The following is a 15,198-nucleotide window of genomic DNA, read 5'->3' as shown; positions in this document are numbered from 1 at the left end:
GTGGGGCAATGTATACACAGGTCAGAGGGTTGTGCAGCTGAACTTCGCACGGCGTTCGTGCGAAGATTAAAGACGCCCGCTCGCCGCGGGATTCAGAACAGATGTGAGTGAAAGGGAAGCACGCATGAGCGTTGCGGCGCAGCCTAGCGCGCATGAGCCTCCCTATTCGGTGCGCCACGAAATCGCGCAGGGAGCCCTGCTGATTCTCCCGGCGGGTCTCGGCATGATCCCGATCGGCATCGCTTTTGGACTTCTCGTTGTGCAGTCCGGACTCCCGTGGTGGATGGCACCCGCCCTCTCGTTCTTCGCGTACGCGGGCTCGCTCGAGCTTTTGCTCATCACACTCATCACGTCGCTCACGCCGCTCGTGACGATCGCCGCGGCATCGTTCTTCGTGAACTTCCGCCACGTGTTCTACGCGTTCAACTTCCCGCTCAAGGTCGTGAAGAACCCGTTTTTGAAGTTCTACGCGATGTATTCGCTCACCGACGAAATCTTCGCGGTCACGGTCGCGAACCCGAAGGGATGGACTCAGCCGCGCGTGATCTCGGCAGGGGCCGTGCTCCAGATCTGCTGGGTGGGTGGCGGCCTCGTGGGCGTGCTCCTCTCGAGCTTCATTCCCTTCCAGATCCGCGGCTTGAGTTTCGCGCTGTGCGCCCTGTTCATCACGCTCACGCTCGATGCGTGCCGCACGAAACAGGAAATCCCGTCGCTTCTCCTCGGTGCTGCCGCCTTCGGCCTCGCGCTCCTTTTGCTCCCGAGCCAGCCGATCTTCGCCGCGATGATCGGCTTCGTTGCAACCCTCGCGGCTCGCTACACGATCGCCGTGCGCCTCACGAGACCCTTGCCGGCAGAGATGGAGAGCGACGATGCAGCTTGACATCCCCTTCTGGTACCTCGCCTCGGTTCTCCTCATAGCCTTCGCCGTTACCTTCACGCTGCGCGCGCTCCCGTTCGCGATCCTCGAACCGCTGCGCAAATCCCAGTTCGTGCGCGTCATGGCCGTGTGGATGCCCGCGGGCATCCTTGTGATCCTTGCGCTCGCGACGTTCAAGAGCACCCTTGCCGAAGAGCCCGGAAGCATCATCCACCTTCTCATCGCGTCAGCTGTCACGATCGCCGTGCACCTTTTCGGTGGGCGCCGCACCCTCGTGAGCGTCGCCGCGGGAACCCTCGCCTTCGTGCTGCTCGTGAACTTCTTCTAAGCGAACGCGTCGGGGCGGCAGGGCACCGCGGAAGCGGGAGCCCCCTCAACTCGGTTGCGTGGTTCGGTGTGTGCGAAAAAATTCCGACGGTAGCCCGGCAACCGTCGGACCTAATTGAACCCAAACCGCTTGCGAATGACCCCGTAAGTGGTGCGGATAAACCTGTGCGCGCCGGGCCCACGTGCGCTGAGTCCCATGCTCATGGGTGTGCGGCGGTAGGCGCGGTACGCGGGATAGTTATGCGATTTGAGATACGCGAGGAGGTCGCGGCCCTGGGCTTTTGCCTCCGGTGTTTTTGCGAGCACCGCGAACGTGAGGGAGATGCTCGTGATGATCGTGAGGTAGTGCAGGAGGTAGCGACGTAGCGAGCGTGAGGAAATATCGTCGACGCGCAGTTCATCGATCATGATTCTGTTGACGCGAAGTTGCTGGTCAAGGCGCGAGATCATGACTTTTTCGTTGACGCTCTGGTCGTCGCGGCCAATGAAGTAGTAGTACAGCGGAACCGGAAGGTAGTAGAGGGTGCGGGTGTGGCGAAGGGGAATCGACGCGTAGAGGTTGTCGACATAGAACGTGTGGCGGGGAAGCTCAAGCCCTGATTCGATGATCACACTGCGCTTGTAGAGAATCGCGTGCATGAGGAAGTAGCTGCCCATTCTGGGGCGCGACACCTGGTCCCACGTGAGTGTTCGCCGGGCGGGCACGGTGCGCCGGTATCCGATCCGACGGTTCTTTTTGAGCGCGTGATTGTCGTACACGTAGTCGGTGAGGACGAGGTCGGGGAGATTGTCGGGCGGGAACGACTCGACCGTGTGGAGCAGCTCGCTCAAGGCGCGGGTGTCGAGTCGGTCATCGGAATCGAGGACCTTGAGGTAGATGCCATTCGCCGCATGGACTCCTGCCATAACGGCTGCGCCGTGACCCCCGTTCGGCTGGCTCACGACGTGAACGATGCCGGGGTGGCACTCCTCGTACTGCCGCGCGATGCGTTCGGTCTCGTCCGTCGAGCCGTCATTGACGAGGATGATCTGGATGCGCTCGCGGGGTTCGTCTCCGTCGAGGAGGATCGAGTCGATGGCCCGGCGCATGTACTGCGCTGAGTTGTAGCACGGCACAACGAAGGAGATCAGGGGGGAAGACTGCATGGGATCTATCGTAGATCCCCGAACCGTGAGGAGGCGCGGCTACGATTGAGAGTGCTTCCCATCCGACGATGACGTAAGAGAGGTACGCACAGTGACCCGCCCGCCCGCATATGACTTTGAAACGCTCGTGGACCGCTCGGGGACGGGGTCCGTGAAATGGGAGCTTATGCGTGAACGCGGGGGAGACGTCCCCGCGGGGATCGCGCCACTGTCGACGGCAGATCTCGATTTTCTGCCCGCCCCGGAGATTACGCGGGGGTTGCGCGAACACCTCGAGGGTGCGGTCCTGGGATATACGGGTCCGACGCCTGCACTGTTCTCGGCGATTCAAATGTGGCAAGCCGTGCGTCACCGCTGGGCGATCGATACGCGCTGGATTTCGATGATGCCGGGGGTAGTCACGGGGTTGTTCGCCGGTGTTCGCGCAGCGAGTAAGGCCGGCGACGGCGTCGCTCTCTTGACGCCCGCCTACCCTCCCATGGTCGATGCGATCGAGAAGACGGGTCGGCGTCTCGTGGCGGTGCCCCTCGACGGCGAGGGTGGGCGATACCGAATCGATTTTGCCGCTCTTGCCGATGCTCTCGAGAACGAAGACGTCACGGTGCTCATCCTGTGTTCGCCGCACAACCCGACCGGCCGCGTGTGGACTCACACGGAGCTCGAAGAGATCGCGCATCTTGCTCGCGCCAATGACGTGACGGTCATTGCCGATGAGATTCACGCGGATATCGTGCACGAGGGGTTCGAGCACATCCCCTTCGCAGCCATGAGCGAGGATGCGACGTCGCGGACGATCACACTGTCGTCGGCGTCCAAGAGTTTCAATCTTGCCGGCGTGCAAACGAGCTGGGCGATAATCGAAAATGCCGAGCTGCGCGCCGCCTACGAGCGCGAACTCGAGGCGTGGGGCTTCCACTTTGCGAACTGCCTCGGGTATCGCGCGGTCGAGATCGCCTACACGGAGGCGAGTGCGTGGCTTGAGGGGCTGCTCGAACTGATCGCCCGCAATGACAAGGTGAGCAGGGAGTTCTTCGCTGAGCGATTTCCGGAGGTGGCGATCGCGCCGCTCGAGGGAACGTTCCTGCAGTGGATCGATTTTCGCCCGCTTGGGCTCGACGAACGTGAGCTCACGCGCCTTCACGACCGTGAAGCGCACGTGTTCTTTGAGCATGGGCGAAACTTCGGCGCGCCCGGTTTCGAGCGCCTCAACCTCGGTACGCCTACGCGAGTGCTAGAAGAGGCGCTCGTCCGTTTGGCCGAGGCGCACGGTCGCTAGGCTGGGGACATGTCCACAGCAGAACACTCACGCATTCCGTCATTCGCCTACCCTTTGCGGTCCATTGGACGCCTCACCGTGACGCCGCTTGGTCTTGGCGCCATGCCGCTCTCGTTCGAGGAGAAAGCCGACGATACCGAGAACGCGCGCGCCACGGTTGCCGCTGCTCTCGATGCGGGCATCACCCTCGTCGACACCGCTGACATCTACGCGCCCGCATGGAACAAGGTCGGCCATAACGAGCGGCAGGTGGCCGACGCCCTCGAGGCCTACGCCGAGGCGCATCCGGACTTTGACCGGGCGGGCATCACGGTTGCGACCAAGGGTGGCATCACGCGCGCCGAAGGTGAGAAGTGGGGCCGCGACAGTTCCGTCGGCCACTTCCGCACCGCGGTGGTGCGCTCGAAAAAGAATCTTCGAGTCGACGCTATCGACCTGTACTACTTGCACCGCCCCGACCGCACGCGCCTGTACTCGGAGGCGATCGAGACCCTCGCCGAGCTCAAGGACGAGGGGCACGTGAAGAATATCGGCATTTCGAACGCGAGCGTCGAGGAGATTGAGATTGCCCTCGACGTGCTCGGTGAGGGCAACCTCGCGGTCGTGCAAAACGAGTTTTCGCCGCGCTTCAACCACACGAGCTGGGACGAGCTGCAGTTGTGCGGCGAGCACGGCATTACGTTCGTGCCGTGGTCTCCGCTAGGCGGCACAGGCGGGGGAGCCTTCGAGGTGGGTGAGCGCTTCCCCGTGATCGCCGAGATCGCTCGCGCACGCGGTGTGAGCCCCCAGCAGGTCGTTCTCGCCTGGGAGATGTCACTCGGCGACCATGTGCTGCCGATTCCCGGCGCTTCGAGGCCCGCATCCGTTGCGGATTCGGCGATGGCGATGAGCCTTGCGCTCGAGTCCGGCGAGAAGGATGCCCTCAACAAGGAACTGCTGCCGAAGCGCTAAAGCGAGGTGCTGCACACGTCAAAAACGGCGGGCCCGGAATGATCCGGGTCCGCCGTTTTTAACGGATTGAGGAGCGCTTAGAAGTCCGGGCCGGCATCGCCCATGTGCTCGCGAGTGCTGCTCGCGGCTTCCTCAGCCCTGCGGCGCGCTTCTTCCCTTGCGCGGCGGGCGCGCTCCTTCGCCTCGTTGCGAAGACGCTCGATGTTCTCTTGCGAATTGCCATCGCCGTCAACGGGCACCGCGGACGCCACGGGAGTGGAATCGCCGTTGATCGTGTCGTTGGCAACCTGCGCCTGGAGGAGCGCCGAGCGGATCTCTTCGCCCATCGCCCCCACGGAGGCGGGATTCGAGGGGAGGAACAGCACGTTCGAGCGACCGTTGCGGGCGACGTCCTGCATCGTGTCGAAGTACTGGGTCATGAGCAGAAGCTGCTCGGCAGTGTTCTCGATGCCAACCTGCTTGAGCATTTCGTACTGCTCAGCGATACCCATCGCGATCGCGCGGCGCTGCGCGGCAACGCCTTCACCCTGCAGGCGCTTGGATTCGGCCTCCGCCTCAGCCTGCGTGACGCGCTTGATCTTGTCGGCTTCGGCGAGCGACTGCGCGGCGACGCGGTCGCGCTGCGCGGCGTTGATCGAGTTCATCGAGTCGCGCACGCGCTGATCCGGAGAGATGTCCTGAACGAGCGTGTTGACGATGTGGAAACCAAATTCCTGCATGCGAGTCGAAAGGGTCGCCTCGACACTGCGAGCAATGTCGTCCTTCGACTCAAACGCCGCGTCAAGATCGAGGCCCGACAGTGCTGAACGCACCGTGTCAAACACGTAGCTGCGGATCTGCGCTTCGGGGTTTGAGAGGCGGTAGTAGGCGTCCTGGACCGATTCCTCGCGGATCACGTACTGCACGGCTACGGGGACCGTCACGAAAACGTTGTCTTTCGTTTTCGACTCGATATTGACCTCGAGCTGGCGAATGCGCAGCGAGATCGGCTTCGTGAGCGTGTCCATGAAGGGAATCTTTGTGTTGAGACCAGGCTTCGCGACGCGCAGGAACTTACCGAAACGCTCCACGATGACGTTTTCCTGCGTCTTCACGGTAAAGAGGATCGAGGAACGCAGACCGCCGAACAGCAGAGCGAGCACCACGAGGATGATGACGATGACGACGATGGCGCTGACGCCAAGGCCGAGAAGGGCTTCCATGAGAGTCCTTTCTGAATGGGTGGGAGTTGTTAGGCCGCGAGGGCCTTGGTGATAGATGTGGCGATGCGCGCGGGAGGGATGGGCGGCGCAAAGCGACGGATGACGTGTCCATCCCGGCCCACGAGGAACTTCGTGAAGTTCCACGCGATGCGGCCGCCGAGCATGCCGCCGCGCTGGTCTTCGAGCCACGTGAAGAGGGGATCAGCGCCCTTGCCGTTCACCTCGACCTTCGCAAACACGGGAAAGCTTGTGCGAAAGCGCGTCTCGCAAAAGTCGATGATCTCGTCCATTGAACCGGGCTCCTGGTTGCCGAACTGGTTGCAGGGGAATGCGAGAACGCTGAATCCCTGTTCCTCGAAGCGGTCCTGAAGCTCCTGGAGACCTTCGTACTGGGGCGTGAAACCGCATTCACTCGCGGTATTCACCACGAGCGTCACCTTGCCGGCGAACTCGGCGAGGTCGCGCGGTTCGCCGTTTGCGCCTTCGACCGTGAAGTCGAACAAGGTCGCGGGAGCGGACTGCTCGGTGCGGGCAGAGTTCACGGAAGGTCCTTAAACGGGGGCGTGATTGTGACGTGCGATACCAGGATAGCGTGAAGCCCTCAGCGTGCCTCAAGGGACGTCGCGGGATTCGTTGCGAGAAACGCGTCAATCTCCTCGCGCGTGGGGGCCGTGATCGGTCCCTTGCGCGTCACCTTGAGGGCGGCTCCGGCATTGGCGCGGCGCGCGGCATCGAGCCAGGACAGGCCAAGCGCCCGCTCGCCGAGCACAATCCCCGTGTGGGTGTCGCCGGCGCCATTCGTATCGACCGCTTTTTGCGGGTACCCGGGCACGTAGTCGAGGTGGCCGCGCTCGAAAAGATAGCAACCGTCGGACCCATCCCTCACGATCACGACCGCGCCCGTGCCGAGGAGCCGGCCGAGGGCGGGCAGGGTCCCCGCGACGTCGTCGATCCCTGTGATCTCGCGAGCCTCATCCGCATTCGATGTCCACACGTCAGTGCGCGCGAGCACACGGTCGCGAAGGTCGCGCGGGAACGAGGCAAACGGCGCGCCAGGGTCGAGAACGAGGAGGGCACCCGGTGTGAGGGCGTCGAGGAACGCGAGAAGCGGGTCGCGCGTGGGCTCAAACAAGCTGTACCCGCTCACGCACACGAGGTCGCCCTTGGACGGCTCAAGCAGAGCGAGCGACTCGGCGGTGATGTCACGTTCAGCGCCGTAGCACGTCACGAACGTGCGTTCAGCGGACGGCTCCACGAACACGTAGCAGCTGCCCGTATCTTTGCCCTCGACCACGGGGCTCGACAGGCCAATCCCGTTCTCGCGCAGCACCACGCGAATGAGATCGCCGTTCGGCCCCTCACCGTGGGCTCCACCGTGCACGGCCGTCGCGCCCACGCGGGCCGCAGCGAGAGAAATGGTCACGGCGCCGCCTGCATAGGATCTCGGGACGCCAACCGCATTCACGTTGGAGCCCGTGCTCGGAAGCGCGGGCACCTCGATCATGACGTCAACGAGAGCCTGGGCGGTATGAAGAACTCGGGGCATGTCTCGAGTGTACGGGCACTACGATGAGGCAATGCTCCCTCTTGCGCCGCCCGCCCCCGCCCTCATCGCCGCCGACATCGACGGCACATTCGTGGACGACGGAGGAAACATCCCCGCCCGCAACCTCACGGCGATCGCGCGCGCTCACGCCTCAGGGCTCGACTTTTGCCTCGTCACGGCCCGGCCGCCGCGGTGGCTTGCGCGGTTTCGCGGCCTCAGCGCCGGCGCAATCTACGCCGCCAATGGCGCCTACATTCTTGACGCCGCGACGGGGGAGATCCTCGAGGACCGCGGTTTTTCAACAGACGAGGTCCGTTTTCTCGCCCGCAGGCTCGCCCCGATCCCCGGCCTCGCCCTCTCTGCCGAAACGGCGACCGGGTTCGTGCGCGAACGGGAGTTTCCCTCAGCGCCGGCAGCGGGGGAGAGGGACCGCGATTCCGACGCCAGCTTCACCCCGCTGCACGAAATCTCCTGCGGCGCAGGCAAGATCCTCGCGGTATCGAGCGCCCTTTCGGCGGAGGACTTCTATCGGGAGGTGCGCGCCCGCATCGAGGGACTCGCGGAACTGCACATCTCCACATCCGATGGCCTTGCCGAGCTCAGCCCCCTCGGCATCTCGAAAGCCGCAGCTCTCGACCACGCCTGCCGCACGCGCGACATCGCTCATGCACAGATCTGGGCCGTGGGCGACATGCCAAACGACCTGCCGATGCTGAGCGCGGCGGGCGTCGGAATTGCCGTGCGCAACGCCCACCCCGACGTGCTCGCCCACGCCGACGCAATCGCCCCCGCCAACACGGACGCCGCAGTCGCCCACGTGATCGACACCGCCCTGAAAGCCCGCGCCCTCGCCCGCACTACGCTGGGAGCATGAGCGACATTGACTGGCACGACCTTCCCCCATTCGTGAGCGCAGCCGCCCTCCTCGAGCGCACGGGAGGCCGCGCACCCCGAAGGGGAAGCGACGGCATTGGGAGCCTCGAACCCGGCACCGGCGACCTGGTGATCGCCGACGTTCGATGGAGCGTCGCCCAAGGCTCGCTGCGCGAGCACTACCTCCAGGCTCACATCCCCGGTGCCATCTTCGTGGATCTCGAACTCGACCTCACCGGTGCCGGCGCACCGGAACGCGGGCGGCACCCCTTCCCCGACGACGACGAACTCTCCGAAAAGCTCGGCGCCCTCGGCATCAACTTCGAGGACACGGTCATCTGCTACGGGGCGGACGACCCCATGGGCGCCGCACGCCTCGCGCTCATGCTGCGCTTCGTGGGTGTGAACGCCGCAGTCCTCGACGGAGGCCTCGAGGCCTACGTGCGGGCAGCCGGCGAGGATGCGCTCGAAAGCGGAGACGTACAGCGTGAGCCGAGCGACTTTCCGTGGCAGCCATACGTGCGGCTCGTGAGCGACGACGAAGTCCAACACGCGATCCCCACGAAAGGCGCGCTCCTGATCGATGCACGCCCACCCGAACGCTATCGCGGCGAATCCGAAATCCTCGACCCGCGGCCCGGGCATATCCCGACCGCGAAAAACGTGCCGTTTACCTCGCTACTGGAATCTGACGGCACCCTGCGTTCACGCGCCGATGTTCGCGCCGCATTTGAAGCAGTGGGAGCCACGACCGAACGAATCACCTTCAACTACTGCGGCTCGGGAGTGAGCGCGGCGTTCAACACGCTCGCGATGGACTACGCCGGATTCGCCCACGTCTACCTCTACGCAGGCTCATACTCTGAGTGGTCTCGCAATCCCGAACGTGCGGTGGAAACGGGAGAAGGGGACGTGTCCGACGCTAGCTGAGCAGCCGTCGGAACCAGGCACCTTTAAGCTGCAGCCGCGCTCTCGTCTGTGGGGGCTGTGCGCTCCTTCAATGCGGCGCGCAGGAGTTCCTCGACGAACTCCGAGAGGGTCATCGATTCGTCGATGGACGCGTGCTTAATCTGCGTGATGAGTTCGATCGGCAGCTGCACGTTGAATTGGCGTTTGGAATACGCCGCGCTTGAGGTAGTCATGACTTAAACCTAACTACCTAGGAGAGCGAAAAGAGGGCCTAAGGGCCCAAGGGAGAGCGAAAGGGGCGGAGCGCGAAGCCGCAATGGGCTCAGCGCCACGCCCCTTCTGTGACGGATCAGTCCTTGTGGCGTTGTGTGAACTGATCGAGGAAACCGCGCTTGCGGGCGCCCTCGGTGGGGGCTGCCTCACTCGCGTCGATTGCCGGGAGTTCAAGCTGGCCCGTTTCCGTGGCCACGCGCTCGTAAACCCTGTCGGCGACCTCATCCGTGACGTGCTCGGTCACGTGTTCCGTGACGTGCTCGACGAGCTCGCGCCGGCGAATCTGCAGCTCGAGACGCTCGATCATGCGGACCTCGTGGCGCAAGGCGCGGAACATCGAGACGACCATCGCGATCATGACGACCGACCACGGAAGCGCAGCGATCAGCGCAAGCGCCTGAAGGCCGCTCATGCCGGATGCGTCGCCCGAGCCCGTGTAGGCCGCAATGCCGATGAGTGCCGCGGGGATCGCACCGCTCGTGACAGCCCAGAAAATACGGGTGCCTCGGGGCGGTTCCGGATCGCCGCGGTGCGCGATCATGTCGACCACGAACGCGCCGGAGTCCGCCGAGGTGACGAAGAAGATCGTCACGAGAAGAATCGCGAGACCCGAAAGGAGGCTGCTCGCGGGCATCGTCTCGAAGACCTGGAAGAGTGCGAGGTCCTTGTCGATACCGCCTTCGGCGTTGAGGAAGTCGACGCCTTCGAACACGCTCTTGTAGATGGCCGTGCCCCCCATGACCGTGAACCACAGAATCGTCACGAGGGTCGGAACGAGCATGACACCCATGATGAACTCTCGAACGGTGCGGCCACGCGAAATACGCGCGATGAACACGCCCACGAACGGCGACCAGGAGATCCACCAACCCCAGTAGAACGTCGTCCAGCCATTGAGCCAGGACGCACCCTCATCGCCATAGAACGGCAGAGTCTGAAGGCTCAACGAGATGAAGTTTTGAAGGTAATTGCCAATTCCCGACACGAAGTCACGAAGCAGGAACAGGGTTGGCCCCAGGATCAGCATGATGACGAGGAGCACGCCCGCGAGAATCAGGTTCGTGTTCGAGAGGAACTTGATGCCCTTCTCGAGGCCCGAGGCGACCGAGAGGGTCGCGAGACCCGTGATGACGATGACCATGACGAAGCGCAGCCACGGGTTATCGGGCAGCAAACCGAGGTGCACGAGCCCCGCGGAAATCTGGTTCACGCCGAAGCCGAGCGAGGTTGCGACTCCGAAGAGGGTGCCGATAACGGCGATCGTGTCAATGACGTTGCCGATCCACGTATCGGTGTGGCGGCCAAGGATAGGCTCGAGCGCCCAGCGCACGGAGAGCGGGCGGCCGCGACGGTGCGTTGCGTACGCAACGGCGAGGCCTACGACGACGTAGATGCCCCACGCGTGCAGGCCCCAGTGAAGGAACACCTGCGCCATAGCCTTAGGCGCGCGGGCCGCATCGGGAAGCTCCGCGATGTTCGGCGGCGGGTTTGATGCGAAGAAGGTGAGAGGCTCAGCGGCCCCCCAGAATACGAGGCCGATGCCCATGCCGGCCGCGAACAACATCGCGAACCACGACATGAGGCTGTACTGCGGTTCTTCGTCGTCTTTGCCGAGCTTGATCGAGCCGAGCCGAGAGAACGCGAGTACAGCTGCCGCGGCGACGAAGAACGTGGCCGCGAGAATGTAGTACCACCCGACGCTCGCGACGATCGTCGAGTTGATGGTGCTCACGACGGTGTTGAACTGATCGGGCAGAAGCACGGAGAAGAGCACCGCGACGATGATGATCGCGGCCGAGGGGTAAAAGACACCCTTCGCCATGCCGTAGTGCCGCGGCCCTTTCTCGCCGGGCGGGGTTTCGGGGCGCGTGGGTTTTGTGGCCGTTGCGCTCGTCAAGGCCAACCTCCTTCAATGTGGGTAAAAGGCAATAAAAAACAGCCCCTAGGGCTGTCCTTGCCTCCCTACCGTACATGAAAAGCGGTTTTGGAAGCGCCCTTCGGTGAACGTCCTCACCACGAAGCCTGGTCGGCCGGGCTCCTCACGTTCGGCCGATCTCGCGAGTGGGGAAAGTGGTGAAACACGGCGTTAGGAGTCGGTTTTTGCGCGTGAGGTGGCGGTTTTTCACCACTTTCAGATAGGGGGAAGGGGAAAGGAGACAGGGGGAGGGGAAGCAGGGGGAGAGAAAGGGAAGGGGAAGGGGAGGGAGGGGTGGCCTACCGCAGGGCAGGCAGCGCCTGCGCGAGGGCCTGGGCCGACGCCTGCGCAGCCACCTCGAGGCCAATATGAAACTCCTCGTTCGCCCGCGGTGAGCACAGATCGCTGACCGCGCGTAGCGCGAGGAACGGCACCTGCATCAGGTGCGCGACATGCGCAAACGCACACGATTCCATGTCGGCGGTGATGGCGCCCGGGAACTTCGCGCGCATGCCGTCAGCGATGTCTGCCGTGACAAAGGCATCGCCTGAAAGCATGAGGCCCGCACGAGCAGGAAGGCCCGCCGCCTCGACAGCCTCGAGGGCGCGGCGTGCACGCGTCTCGCACTCCTCCCTGCCGAACTGTGCGGGAGCACCCGGCACCTGGCCAGTCTCGTAACCGAAAGCCGTGGCCTCCGCGATCGAATACGCATAGGAAGAGCCAATCGCGACCGTGCCCACGGTGATGTCCTCAGCGAGGCCACCGCAACTGCCCACATTTACGATGAGGCGCGGCGAAAACTCGCCCACGGCCCACGCGAGCACGGCGCTCGCGGCTGCCGTGCCGACGCCCGTCGTCACAAGCGCGATAGGAGCCTGGCAACCGTCGGACCCCTGCGCTCCGGAGCCCGCACACTCGAGTGTGCCCACCGATGCGCTTACCTCGCCGGACGCGCCCGCACCGCGTCCCTTCCCGCCGCCCGCAAATGGGTGAGCGACCGCGCGAAGGTTTGTGCAGAGGGACGAAACGGCGGCAGCCTCGTCAGCCATCGCCGCGACAACGAGAACATCAACGTGAGAAGTCATGGAGCCAGTATCTCGTAAGGTCGAAACACTAGCCTTAAGGTGATTCGCGCATCGAGCCAGGAGGATCCCACCATGGGTCGCATCAAGCACTACGCCGCCATCGCGGGCCGCACACTCACGCGCACCCCGCTTCCCAACTTCGTGTACGAAATTGGGTTCGGCAAGGTGCGAATTGCCAAGCCACCCGCACCCGTGCAGAAACGGCACGCGATCGACATCGAACTGATCAACCGCACGCGAACCGTGTGGCTCGACAAGCACAAGGCCGATCGCGGCATCATCGTGTACCTCCACGGCGGCAGCTACATGGCGGGACCGTTCGTCGGCGACTGGGAGTGGCTCAGCAAGCAGGTCGACGAGCGCGAGTGCGCGGGGCTCCTCATCGACTACCGCTATGGCCCCGACTACATGCACCCCACGGCCCTCGAGGACACCTTCGAAGTTATCAAGGCACTCGCCGCCGAGGGCCTCATCACCCAGGGCAACTGGGCGGTCGCCGGTCACCAGAGTGGTGCGGGGCTCGCACTGTCGCTTGCCTCGCTCGTGAACACGAGGGTCGACGGTGGCCTCGCAAACGCGAAGGCTAAGCCCGCCGGCATCGTGCTCATGAACCCCCTGCTCGATCTCGAATTCACCAATCTCGAACTGAGCGAAACGAACCAGCACGACCCCGTGCACGAGCGCCGCATCATGCAGCTCGCTGCAAAGAAGTATGCGGGGCGCACCCCGCTCGATGATCCGGCGCTCTCGCCGCTCAATGGGGACCTCCAAGGACTGCCGCCCGTGCACTTGAGCGTTGGCACGAAGGACCTTTTCCTCACCGATTCGCGGATCGTCACGCACCAGTTCGAGCGCGAAGAAGTCGAACTCACCTACCGTGAGATCCCCGGGAAAATCAGCGTCAACCCCCGGCTGCGCCGCGGCGCCGACATGGCCCGACTCCTCGAGGAGCAGCGAGAGTTCCTCGAGGCAAACCTCGCCGAGACGCCCGGGAAGTAGATCCCCGAGCGGCCTCGGCCACGATCACATCTGCGCGGGAGCCTGCACGCCGAGCAGGTCGAGGCCGGCGACGAGCGTGCGCTCGGTGAGCTTCGCAAGGGCGAGGCGGCCAAGCCGCACGTCGTCGCTCGCGTCCTTGAGGATTGGCGACTTCTCGTAGAAGCTCATGAACGCCTGCGCGAGATCGAAGAGGTACGCCGCGAGTTTGTGCGGGACGTACTGGCTGCCCACCTCGGCAACCGTCGGCGCGAACTGCAGGAGCTGAAGCGCGAGGGCCCGCTCGGGATCATCGACCACGCGCGGGGCCGCCGCCTCCACCTGCTCGGCGGAAATGCCCTGCTCGGAAGCCTTGCGCTGGATCGAGCGGATGCGCGCCACGGCGTACTGGAGGTACGGCGCCGTGTTGCCCTGGAGGGCGAGCATACGGTCGAGATCGAACACGTAATCCGAATCGTGCGCGGTCGAAAGATCCGCGTACTTGATGCTGCCGATGCCAATCTGGCGTGCGATTGTCGCCCGCTCATCCTCGGGCAGGTCCGGGCGAAGCTCGTCGATCACGGAGCGAGCCTTCACGACGCCCTCCTCGAGGAGCGCCATGAGGCGCAGCGAGGAACCAGAGCGTGTGCGGAGGATCTTGCCATCCTCGCCGAGAACCGAACCGATCTTCACGTGCTCCGCATCGACGGTTTCGGGGAGCCAACCGGCCTCGCGCGCAGTCGTGAACACCATCTGGAAGTGAAGCTCCTGCGAGGAGCCCACGACGTACGCGATCCGGTCTGCTCCGAGGTCATTCACGCGGTGGCGAATAGCCGCAAAATCGGTCGTCGCGTAACCGTAGCCGCCGTCGGACTTACGAATGATGAGCGGAAGGGGCTGCTCGTCGCGGCCCGTGAATCCAGCCGGGAATACGCACAGAGCGCCATCCGAGACACGCGCGATCCCTGCCTTCTCGAGGTCATCGCACACGCCCGCGAGCGCGTAGTTGTAGGTCGATTCGCCCGCGAGGTCCTCATCGGTGAGGGTCACGTCGAGCATGTCGTAGATGCGGTGGAAGTACTGCTTCGAGAGACCAACGAGCTTCGTCCACATCGTAAGCGTCGCCTCGTCGCCCGACTGCAGGGTCGCGACTCGTGCACGCGCGCGCTTCGCGAAATCGGTCTGCTCCGTATCTGCATCGAATTTCGCGCGTGCCGCCTGGTAGAACGCGTTCGGGTCGGTCTCGAGAAGTTTCGCCTCTTCCGAATCCTCGCCCACTTCAAGCAGGTGTTCAATGAGCATGCCGAACGGCGTGCCCCAGTCGCCGATGTGGTTCTGGCGCACAACCTTGTGGCCTTCGAACTCGAGCACGCGCGCGAGAGCATCGCCCACGACGGTTGTGCGCAGGTGCCCCACGTGCATTTCCTTCGCCACGTTCGGCGCCGAGTAGTCGATCACGATCGTCTCGGCCTTATCAGGGCGGCCCACGCCGAGACGGTCATCGCCGTGCAGGTCGCCAGCTTGTGCCGCGACCCATTCGGTCTTGAGCGTGATGTTGAGGAAGCCGGGGCCGGCAATCTCGGGCGTCTCGGCAATATCGTCGAGCTGCACCTTCTCAAGGATCTGCTGGGCGAGGTCGCGTGGCTTCGCGCCAAGTTTCTTCGCGAGTCCCATCGCCGCGTTGCACTGGAAGTCCGAGAACTTCCCCGGCCTGATGATCGGGTCGGCGGTGCGGTACTCCTCGCCGAAAGCCTCGGCGAAGGCATCCTGAAAACGGGTCGTGAGGGCAAGTTCGGGTGCAGTCATACCCCAAGCCTACGGCGTCAAGCGGAGCCAGGTCATG

The 15,198-nt window shown here is 64.0% G+C and carries 15 protein-coding genes; 7 read left to right on the top strand and 8 right to left on the bottom strand.

Annotated elements, in window-relative coordinates; genetic code table 11:
* Positions 1 to 124: 124 nt before the first annotated feature.
* Together HMPREF3176_RS00990 and HMPREF3176_RS00985 are read left to right on the top strand one after the other, a co-directional pair.
* The gene (locus HMPREF3176_RS00990; RefSeq protein ID WP_070457478.1) at positions 125 to 880 is read left to right on the top strand and encodes an AzlC family ABC transporter permease; all 756 of its coding nucleotides are present in this window, start codon (positions 125 to 127) and stop codon (positions 878 to 880) included.
* On the top strand, positions 870 to 1,205 hold the full coding sequence (locus HMPREF3176_RS00985) for a branched-chain amino acid transporter permease (RefSeq protein ID WP_034371092.1): 336 nt from the start codon (positions 870 to 872) through the stop codon (positions 1,203 to 1,205). The genes HMPREF3176_RS00990 and HMPREF3176_RS00985 overlap by 11 nt, the downstream gene beginning before the upstream one ends.
* 110 nt (positions 1,206 to 1,315) lie before the next feature.
* Here the strand turns inward: HMPREF3176_RS00985 and HMPREF3176_RS00980 are convergent, their stop codons facing one another.
* Positions 1,316 to 2,350, bottom strand: coding sequence for a glycosyltransferase family 2 protein (locus tag HMPREF3176_RS00980; RefSeq protein ID WP_070457476.1), 1,035 nt, complete (start codon positions 2,348 to 2,350; stop codon positions 1,316 to 1,318).
* 91 nt (positions 2,351 to 2,441) lie between these two features.
* Between HMPREF3176_RS00980 and HMPREF3176_RS00975 the strand changes: the two genes are divergently transcribed.
* Entirely contained in the window at positions 2,442 to 3,626 is a 1,185-nt protein-coding gene (locus HMPREF3176_RS00975; RefSeq protein WP_070457475.1) for a MalY/PatB family protein, read from the top strand.
* Positions 3,627 to 3,635: 9 nt separating this feature from the next.
* Complete coding sequence (locus HMPREF3176_RS00970) at positions 3,636 to 4,577, top strand: aldo/keto reductase (RefSeq protein WP_070457473.1); 942 nt, start codon at positions 3,636 to 3,638, stop codon at positions 4,575 to 4,577.
* Between the two features lie 77 nt (positions 4,578 to 4,654).
* On the opposite strand, the gene HMPREF3176_RS00965 is transcribed toward HMPREF3176_RS00970, so the two are convergent.
* Genes HMPREF3176_RS00965 through HMPREF3176_RS00955 form a run of 3 tightly spaced genes read right to left on the bottom strand, consistent with a single transcriptional unit; the run spans position 4,655 to position 7,325 of the window.
* Positions 4,655 to 5,779, bottom strand: a complete 1,125-nt coding sequence (locus tag HMPREF3176_RS00965) for an SPFH domain-containing protein (RefSeq protein WP_070457471.1) — start codon at positions 5,777 to 5,779, stop codon at positions 4,655 to 4,657.
* Between the two features lie 29 nt (positions 5,780 to 5,808).
* On the bottom strand, positions 5,809 to 6,321 hold the full coding sequence (locus tag HMPREF3176_RS00960; RefSeq protein WP_070457469.1) for a glutathione peroxidase: 513 nt from the start codon (positions 6,319 to 6,321) through the stop codon (positions 5,809 to 5,811).
* Positions 6,322 to 6,380: 59 nt separating this feature from the next.
* A complete protein-coding gene (locus HMPREF3176_RS00955; protein WP_070435730.1) occupies positions 6,381 to 7,325 on the bottom strand; it encodes a PfkB family carbohydrate kinase in 945 nt (314 codons plus the stop codon).
* On the opposite strand from HMPREF3176_RS00955, the gene HMPREF3176_RS00950 reads away from it, so the two are divergent.
* Positions 7,324 to 8,199 carry an HAD family hydrolase gene (locus HMPREF3176_RS00950; RefSeq protein ID WP_070457468.1) on the top strand — a complete coding sequence of 292 codons (876 nt, stop codon included), beginning with the start codon at positions 7,324 to 7,326 and terminating at the stop codon, positions 8,197 to 8,199. The genes HMPREF3176_RS00955 and HMPREF3176_RS00950 overlap by 2 nt on opposite strands.
* The gene (locus HMPREF3176_RS00945; RefSeq protein WP_083286153.1) at positions 8,196 to 9,128 is read left to right on the top strand and encodes a sulfurtransferase; all 933 of its coding nucleotides are present in this window, start codon (positions 8,196 to 8,198) and stop codon (positions 9,126 to 9,128) included. The genes HMPREF3176_RS00950 and HMPREF3176_RS00945 overlap by 4 nt, the downstream gene beginning before the upstream one ends.
* Positions 9,129 to 9,151: 23 nt before the next feature.
* Here the strand turns inward: HMPREF3176_RS00945 and HMPREF3176_RS00940 are convergent, their stop codons facing one another.
* The 3 genes from HMPREF3176_RS00940 to mtnN form a co-directional block, all read right to left on the bottom strand.
* Positions 9,152 to 9,340: a hypothetical protein gene (locus HMPREF3176_RS00940; protein WP_016663396.1), complete on the bottom strand. Its 189-nt coding sequence runs from the start codon at positions 9,338 to 9,340 to the stop codon at positions 9,152 to 9,154.
* 116 nt (positions 9,341 to 9,456) lie between these two features.
* Entirely contained in the window at positions 9,457 to 11,277 is a 1,821-nt protein-coding gene (locus HMPREF3176_RS00935) for a BCCT family transporter (RefSeq protein ID WP_070457466.1), read from the bottom strand.
* Between the two features lie 317 nt (positions 11,278 to 11,594).
* The gene (mtnN, locus tag HMPREF3176_RS00930; RefSeq protein ID WP_070457464.1) at positions 11,595 to 12,380 is read right to left on the bottom strand and encodes a 5'-methylthioadenosine/S-adenosylhomocysteine nucleosidase; all 786 of its coding nucleotides are present in this window, start codon (positions 12,378 to 12,380) and stop codon (positions 11,595 to 11,597) included.
* 72 nt (positions 12,381 to 12,452) lie between these two features.
* Between mtnN and HMPREF3176_RS00925 the strand changes: the two genes are divergently transcribed.
* Positions 12,453 to 13,379, top strand: a complete 927-nt coding sequence (locus tag HMPREF3176_RS00925; RefSeq protein ID WP_016663393.1) for an alpha/beta hydrolase fold domain-containing protein — start codon at positions 12,453 to 12,455, stop codon at positions 13,377 to 13,379.
* A gap of 24 nt (positions 13,380 to 13,403) precedes the next feature.
* On the opposite strand, the gene argS is transcribed toward HMPREF3176_RS00925, so the two are convergent.
* Positions 13,404 to 15,161 (bottom strand): arginine--tRNA ligase, encoded by a 1,758-nt coding sequence (argS, locus tag HMPREF3176_RS00920; RefSeq protein ID WP_016663392.1) that lies wholly within the window; start codon positions 15,159 to 15,161, stop codon positions 13,404 to 13,406.
* Positions 15,162 to 15,198: the final 37 nt, after the last annotated feature.

This window comes from Dermabacter sp. HMSC08H10 (assembly GCF_001807585.1).
In the GTDB taxonomy this organism is placed as follows: Bacteria; Actinomycetota; Actinomycetes; order Actinomycetales; family Dermabacteraceae; genus Dermabacter; species Dermabacter hominis.
Note: the sequence above shows the minus strand (reverse complement) of the source record. Positions and strands in the feature narration are given on the sequence as shown.

Bases quoted from the DNA above. Each gene is read 5' to 3' on its own strand.
- HMPREF3176_RS00990 (WP_070457478.1), top strand. From the start codon at position 125: ATGAGCGTTGCGGCGCAGCCTAGCGCGCATGAGCCTCCCTATTCGGTG.
- HMPREF3176_RS00985 (WP_034371092.1), top strand. From the start codon at position 870: ATGCAGCTTGACATCCCCTTCTGGTACCTCGCCTCGGTTCTCCTCATA.
- HMPREF3176_RS00980 (WP_070457476.1), bottom strand. From the start codon at position 2,350: ATGCAGTCTTCCCCCCTGATCTCCTTCGTTGTGCCGTGCTACAACTCA.
- HMPREF3176_RS00970 (WP_070457473.1), top strand. From the start codon at position 3,636: ATGTCCACAGCAGAACACTCACGCATTCCGTCATTCGCCTACCCTTTG.
- HMPREF3176_RS00965 (WP_070457471.1), bottom strand. From the start codon at position 5,779: ATGGAAGCCCTTCTCGGCCTTGGCGTCAGCGCCATCGTCGTCATCGTC.
- HMPREF3176_RS00950 (WP_070457468.1), top strand. From the start codon at position 7,324: ATGTCTCGAGTGTACGGGCACTACGATGAGGCAATGCTCCCTCTTGCG.
- HMPREF3176_RS00955 (WP_070435730.1), bottom strand. From the start codon at position 7,325: ATGCCCCGAGTTCTTCATACCGCCCAGGCTCTCGTTGACGTCATGATC.
- HMPREF3176_RS00945 (WP_083286153.1), top strand. From the start codon at position 8,196: ATGAGCGACATTGACTGGCACGACCTTCCCCCATTCGTGAGCGCAGCC.
- HMPREF3176_RS00940 (WP_016663396.1), bottom strand. From the start codon at position 9,340: ATGACTACCTCAAGCGCGGCGTATTCCAAACGCCAATTCAACGTGCAG.
- mtnN (WP_070457464.1), bottom strand. From the start codon at position 12,380: ATGACTTCTCACGTTGATGTTCTCGTTGTCGCGGCGATGGCTGACGAG.
- HMPREF3176_RS00925 (WP_016663393.1), top strand. From the start codon at position 12,453: ATGGGTCGCATCAAGCACTACGCCGCCATCGCGGGCCGCACACTCACG.
- argS (WP_016663392.1), bottom strand. From the start codon at position 15,161: ATGACTGCACCCGAACTTGCCCTCACGACCCGTTTTCAGGATGCCTTC.